The following is a 6461-nucleotide window of genomic DNA, read 5'->3' as shown; positions in this document are numbered from 1 at the left end:
CGAGGAGCACGGCATAGAGCTTCGCGGCCACGCCCAGCGCGAGAACGATCCACGCCCCCTGCCGTTTCACGCCGCGGCTCATCCAGATGGCGGCGAGCGTCGTCAGGAACATGGGGAGCGCGTCGACATGGGCCGAGTTCGCGACCTCTTTGAGCACCAGCGGGTTGAGCCAGTACAGAAGCGCCACGTCCGTTCGCCAGCGCGATACGAGGATGCCGGTGAGAACGTCGAGAATCGTGAGAAGGATCTTCAACCCGAGAAGCGAGTCAGGGGCGATGGTATGGGACAAAAGAAAGAAATACTGAGCGAGCGGAGGGTAGATCGTGCGGACGTGGGACCAGGTTACGAAGAACCGATAGTCGGTCTCGAGCGCGTCGAGCTCCGGAGCCTCCGGAGGGTGAAGGTAAGGGTTCACGCCCGACGACATGACGTGGCCGTCCCACAGATAGCGATAATAGTCGGCTTCTAGCACTGGGTCGGTGAACCAGAGAAGCACGCGGCACACGAGCGCGGTCGTTACGACCGGTCCTAGAGGGATCGCATGGTTCCGGCTTCGCCAAGCGAGCGCCGCGTAGATCGCGAACTGTGCCGAATAAAGCAGTATCCAGGGGACGAAGCCGGGCTCGGCGGGGTCGAGCAGGAAATACGCCGCGCTCGTCGCCAGGAAGGCTAGGAGGAGCGCGCGTTCAAACCACACCCGGATGCTCGGCGGAGATACCGTAACATGATTGAAGGCACATCGCGCTCGGCGCGGGCTCAGTTTCCGGCGAGCGTGAGAATCGTTTCCAGGACCGGGTCTCGCCCGTCGAAAAAATCCGTCGACGTGAGCTCCACCCGAACGTCGGGATCAAGCGAGCTCGGATCGGTTCCGTCGATGAGGCGGAAAAATCGCGTCGAGTAGGTCACCGGCATACGGGAGTGTTGCAGTGGAAAGGAGCGCACCTCTCCGAAATGGTTCGGTTTGCCTCCCGTCGGCTCGCCGACGAGGAGCGCGCGCGTGCGTCGTTTCAGATCGAACGCGTTGATGAGGCCCGAAGAAAAGGTCGACCTGCCGATCACCGCGTAAAGTCCGTCACCGCCGCTCCATTCGGGTCGCGCCTCGAGCCCTCGCAGAAGGGGTTCGAGAAGCGCCGAGTTGCCTCCGGTGTTGTGCCTGACGTCGATGACGAGGGTCCGCGCCGGCTCGGCGTCCAGGGTCGCCAATACCCTCGACGCGAAGGTCGAAAACGGCTCCGACCCCATCTCGGAAGCACGCCGGTACTGCACGTAGGCCGTCTGGGAGTCTTCCAAGTAGACGAGCCAGTAGTTGAGATCGGGTTGCCGTCGATACAGGGGAAGGGGGTCTGGCCCGGGCTCGAAACCAGGACGTTCCGGCACGGCCGGTACCTCGAGGACCAGCGACTCTTCGGTGGCGTCGGTTAGCTCCAGGGAGACTCGGTTGGAGTCGGGCACCAGGCCTCGTGCCTCCAGGACCTCGGGAATGGACAGCAGCGCCACGAGTCTCACGCGAAGCCACCACTCGTTCTCGTGAGCGATGAGCTCGCGAAGGGCTGTTATAGCGGCGTCGATCGAGACGCCACCCACAGCGTCGACTCGCCGTCCGACGGCGCGCTCGAAGCCCTGGCCTGCGGCAACGACGAAGATGCCGTCGGCGAACCACTCGAACAGCAGGGGCAGACGCCGGAACCCGGAGAAGCCGCGCGTGTCCAGGGTCGTGTGCGAATCGCCCAGCAGGGCGACGAGACGCATCATGCCCACGACGACACCCGGATCGTCGAGGGAAGGTACGGCGTTCCGTAGTGAGTCGGCCTCGCGCTGAAAGACCTCCCGGCTCACGACCACGAATGGATCGACGTGAAGCGACGGAAGCTCGCGCGCGAGCTGATCGATGTCCTCCTGCCACCGGCCGACGCGATCGGTCGCCGGCGGAGACTCGGGGCTCGGAGCTGACGGGCTTCCATCACAGCTCCCGATGAGGAGGCCGGCGAATGCTAGTCGTTTCAGCATGCGAGGGAATTGTCTTCCGAACGCGCCCCCGACACCATTAGCGGGATAACGAATCCGAGGTCTTTTGGCGTTTGTCGCGGGCGGTGTTGATTAGAATGTTAGCGGGACGGTCGCTGGGTCAGAAGGAAAGGAACTGAGTAATGAAGGGTAAGGTCGGTGGAATCATGGCCTCGATGGCGCTGATCCTGCTGTGGGTGATCGCGTGCCGGGTGCAGGGCAATCCGCCGCCAACTGGCTCGCTCGAAGGGGAACCTGGCGCGGCACGGCAGGCAAAAGCCCATTACCTGGCGAATGCAGGCGTTTTGATCGCCAGCGGTGAGACCAAGGTCGTCTTCGATCCGCTCTTCCGAAACGACTTCGGAACATACCAGCTTCTGCCCGAGGAGTTGGAGCACGCGCTCTTTGCCGGGGAGCCTCCCCTCGACGGAATCGACGCCGTGCTGATCAGCCACTATCACGAGGATCATTTCTCCCCCGCCGATATGCTCCGACTTCTCGAGGAGCAGAAAGGAATCCAGCTCTATGCACCGGTGCAAGCGGTATCCGGGATGAGAGATGTCGCCCGGGAGCACCATCGCGGGATCTTCGATCGCGTCAACGAGATCGCACTCGAATACCAGGACGCACCCCTTACGATCGAGGCGGGTGAAATGATCATCGAGGCCGTCCGGATCCCTCACACTGGCTGGCCCGAGAGGCTTTCGGACGTACAAAACATCGCCTATCGTGTAACCCTCGACGAAGAGACGACCGTCCTTCACCTCGGCGACGCGGACACGAAGGACGTTCATTTCGCTCACGACGCCGAGCATTGGGACCGCCGCCATACGGACATGGCATTTCCTCCGTACTGGTATTTCCAGTCGGAGGATGGTCGCCAGGTTCTCGATAATCGGCTCAAACCGGGGCACGCCGTCGGCGTGCACGTGCCCGTCACGATGTCGGGCAATCCAGACGAGCGGCCTTCCGACCTCAGAGGTTACGATTTGTTCCTGACGCCGGGGGAGACCAGAGACATCCCGCGGTGAGGGTGCGGCGTACGCCCGGAGCGCTTCGCCCGATGCGACTCGTATTCGTTGGGACGTGCGGGCTCGGCTCGAATTGTCGCCTGCTTCTCTTCGGGGTACCATCCACTTCATGCGGGAGGCTCGCCGATGACGCCAGCCATGATGCTCTGTCTGTCGTTCCTCGCGAGCTTCGCTATCGCCGACGATCGGCTCGAAAAGCTCACTCCCGAGCATCGAAAGTGGCTCGAACAGGAGGTCGTATACGTCATCACCGAGGCCGAGCGAGAAGCCTTCCTCTCCATCGAGACCGCGGACGTCAGGAATCAATTCATCGAGGCTTTCTGGAAAAAGCGCGATCCCAACCCGGCCACGTTACGGAACGAGTTCAAGGAGGAGCTGTATCGTCGCCTCGAGTACGCCAATGACGTGCTCGGGCGCGAAACCCCCCGCCCGGGATATCGCACCGATCGAGGTCGGTATTACATTCTGCTCGGCGAACCCCGGGAGATCCAGAGATACGATCGCGAGGAGCTCCAACCGATCGAGCTCTGGTTCTACGACGGTGACCGAACTCTCGGCTTGCCGCCCTTCTTCTATTTGCTCTTCTTCAAACCCTATACCACGGGTGAGTTCGAGCTCTACCACCCGACGTTCCATGGCCCCACGGCCCTACTGATCGACTCTCAGGCACGGGCGCCTACCAATCAGCGGGCTCTCGAGATGCTGCGGGACGTGTCGGTCGAGCTCGCGCGGGCCTCTCTGTCCTTCGACCCGTCGGAGCGCCCTTATGAAGCCGGTGCGATCAGCTCGGCGGGTACGGATATGCTTCTCGGTCGGATCGAAGAGGCACCGAAACGTCTGGTCCGAACCGACTATATCGATGCCTGGCGCCGGTACGGTCGCCGGGTATCGACGGACTACTCATTCAATTTCGTTCCGAGCCGCGCGACCTTCGCCGTTCTCGTCGGACCCGAGGATACGTCCTTTGTCCATTACAGCATCGAGATCGACCCCCAGAACTTCAACCTGGAAACCGATGAGGATCGAGCTCACTTCTACACCGTCGTCGACCTCGATACCGAGATTCGCGACGCGAGCGGAAAGCTCGTGGTGGCCAAGCAGAGGGAAATTCCCTTCGAGCTCACTCCGAGTCAATTCCAGCAGGTTCAAGCGTCCCCGGTGGCGATTCAAGGTGCTTTTCCTATCGTGCCGGGGAAGTACAACCTGAGTCTCATTGCGAGAAACCGCGTGCTGAAACAGTACACGGTCGCCGAGCGCGACGTGGCTGTGGCGACCGTCGAACCCGCGCGGCCGGAGCTCTCGAGCGTCGTGCTCGGATTCCGCGCCGAGATGGTCTCGCCTGGCGCCAAAGGTGAGGTGAGGCCATTCCAGGTCGAGAGCTGGCTCGTCCATCCCGCGGCCGACGGGGTCTTCGCTATCGGTGAGACCGTGCACCTCCTCATGCAGGCTCGAGGGGCGGGCTCGGAAGATCGCGTCCGTTTCGAGCTCCTCGACGAGCTCGGGAATCTCCTCCTCGAGCGCGAGGCGGAGGTGGGGCACTATCCCGACGGCCTCGTCGTCGATCGGCTCGAGCTCTCGAGCCTTTCGGCCGCCGGCCGCTATACTTTGAGGACGTCCCTCAAGGATGACTCGGGAGAGATCCTTGCCGAGCGTTCGGACCCGCTCGTCGTCTCGCCGAGGACCGGTGTAGTCCGGGCAGGCTATCTATCGCGGCAGGGTTTCAACGGAGCCGTGGCCGGCCTCCTGGCTCTCGAGAGAGGGGAGCAGCTACTCGGCGTCGGCCGCTTCGAAGAAGGTGTCGCCGAGCTCGAGCGAGCCGTTGCCGCCAACAACCCCGATCTCCCGATGGCCCGGTGGAAGCTCGCCTCCGCACTCGTCAATTCCGGCAAGATCGGTCGTACGCTGGAGCTTCTGTCTCCCCTGGAAGAAAGCTATCCCGATCAGTTCGAGGTCGTCGCCGGTCTCGGGTTCGCCTACTATCACCGGCTAGACTTCGACAGGTGCCGCGGCTATCTCGAGCGAGCGCTGACGTTGAGACCCCCCTATCCTGCCCTGCTGAACACTCTGGCGGACTGCTACGAGCGAAGCGGGCACCCCGATGGCGCGCTCGCTACTTTCGAGCGTTCCCTCGAGATGGATCCGGATCAGCCGCTGGTCGAGGAGCGCGTCGCCGCGCTCCGTTCCCGACCGTGAAACAAATCAAGAGCCCGGCACCACGAAAGTGCCGGGCTCTTTCATACCCTTAGAATTCGAACCGCACGCCGAACTGATACTCCCGCGGCTGATAAACCGCCGTGGGAATCAGGAATGCGCTCGTGGTGACGAGCGTGCTGCCGGCGTTCGACCAGTTCACCCGATCGGTCACGTTGAAGATGTCCGCGAGAAACGTCAGGGACCAGTCCTGATGAACCGGGATCGCGTAGCGGAAGCTGAGGTCGACGCGCGCGAAATCGGGACGCGTGGCTCCGTTCTGCTTGCCGTCGAACTCGGTCGTGAGAGCGATGTCCGAGTCGATGTTCGCGGTGTAGGTTCCCGCGGGCGCAACCAGCCTCTGGTTGTTGTCGCCGCGCGCGACCTCCTCGAGCGTGTAGCGGTTCCCGCTCATGTAGCGAAACGTTCCGGTGAAGTAGAGACCGTCCGTCGGCCCGCCGAAGGACGTCCGGGGCACGACCCAGCTCCAGCTTCCCACGAAGTTGTGGTCCCGATGCCAGGGCGAAGGCCGGTCGACATTTCGCGGATCGTCCAGGTTCAGATTGGGAGGCTCGCCGATCCACGCGCCGGTATCGAAGTTGTATCCGGTCTCGGTGCGCGTCTGGAAGCGAACGGACTCGGTGGTGTCGGGGGAGCCAGCCCTCATGTTGCCGCTCTGGCTCGCGTAGGTGTAGGACACCCGCGCGCTGTAGCGTCCGAGGGCCGAATCCCGGAACCGGCGCTGGAGCGATAGCTGCAGAGCGTTGTAAGTGGCCTCACCGGCGTTCATCGACGAGAGGATCTGCCCCATGTTCGTGAGCTGTTCACCGTCGAGAATGCTGATGTTGGGCCGGCCGCCCGCCGCCGACGAGAACGGGTTGAGATCGACAGCGACGCGGATGTCGCTGTTCTTGGTGTGGATGTAGTCCGCTCCGATTGAGACGTTATCGGCAAGCTCGTGCTGGACGCCCACCGAGAACGTGTCGACGTGAGGCGCGATGCGGTCCGGGTTGTCGACCGTAGGCTGCGAGTTGAAGAGCGGTCCCCCGGTGTTGCTCTGCTCCAGGAGTCCCACCATCGCGTCCCGGAGCCCTTGCAGGTCGGTGATGCCGTTCTGCTGTGCGAGGTCATAGAAGAACTGCTTGTCGCTTCCGGAGTCGGGAAAACGGGTGAAGACGCCGCCGTTCAGCAGGATCGCATCCTGGAAGTATCCCGACCAGGAGACGTTGTCACCGA

Annotated in this window: 5 protein-coding genes; 2 read left to right on the top strand and 3 right to left on the bottom strand. The window is 62.7% G+C overall.

Features of this window, described 5'->3' with window-relative positions; genetic code table 11:
- On the bottom strand, positions 1–697 hold a 697-nt coding region (locus VEK15_32650; protein HXV65492.1), incomplete at its 3' end, for a hypothetical protein.
- A gap of 59 nt (positions 698–756) precedes the next feature.
- Positions 757–2007, bottom strand: a complete 1251-nt coding sequence (locus tag VEK15_32645) for a hypothetical protein (protein HXV65491.1) — start codon at positions 2005–2007, stop codon at positions 757–759.
- 140 nt (positions 2008–2147) lie between these two features.
- On the opposite strand from VEK15_32645, the gene VEK15_32640 reads away from it, so the two are divergent.
- Complete coding sequence (locus VEK15_32640) at positions 2148–3035, top strand: MBL fold metallo-hydrolase (protein ID HXV65490.1); 888 nt, start codon at positions 2148–2150, stop codon at positions 3033–3035.
- A gap of 126 nt (positions 3036–3161) precedes the next feature.
- Complete coding sequence (locus tag VEK15_32635; protein ID HXV65489.1) at positions 3162–5228, top strand: GWxTD domain-containing protein; 2067 nt, start codon at positions 3162–3164, stop codon at positions 5226–5228.
- A 49-nt stretch (positions 5229–5277) separates the two neighbouring features.
- Here VEK15_32635 and VEK15_32630 read toward each other — a convergent pair.
- Positions 5278–6461, bottom strand: a 1184-nt coding sequence (locus VEK15_32630) for a hypothetical protein (protein HXV65488.1), incomplete at its 5' end; no start/stop codon positions are given.

This window comes from Vicinamibacteria bacterium (genome assembly GCA_035620555.1).
Lineage (GTDB): Bacteria > Acidobacteriota > Vicinamibacteria > Marinacidobacterales > SMYC01 > DASPGQ01.
Note: the sequence above shows the minus strand (reverse complement) of the source record. Positions and strands in the feature narration are given on the sequence as shown.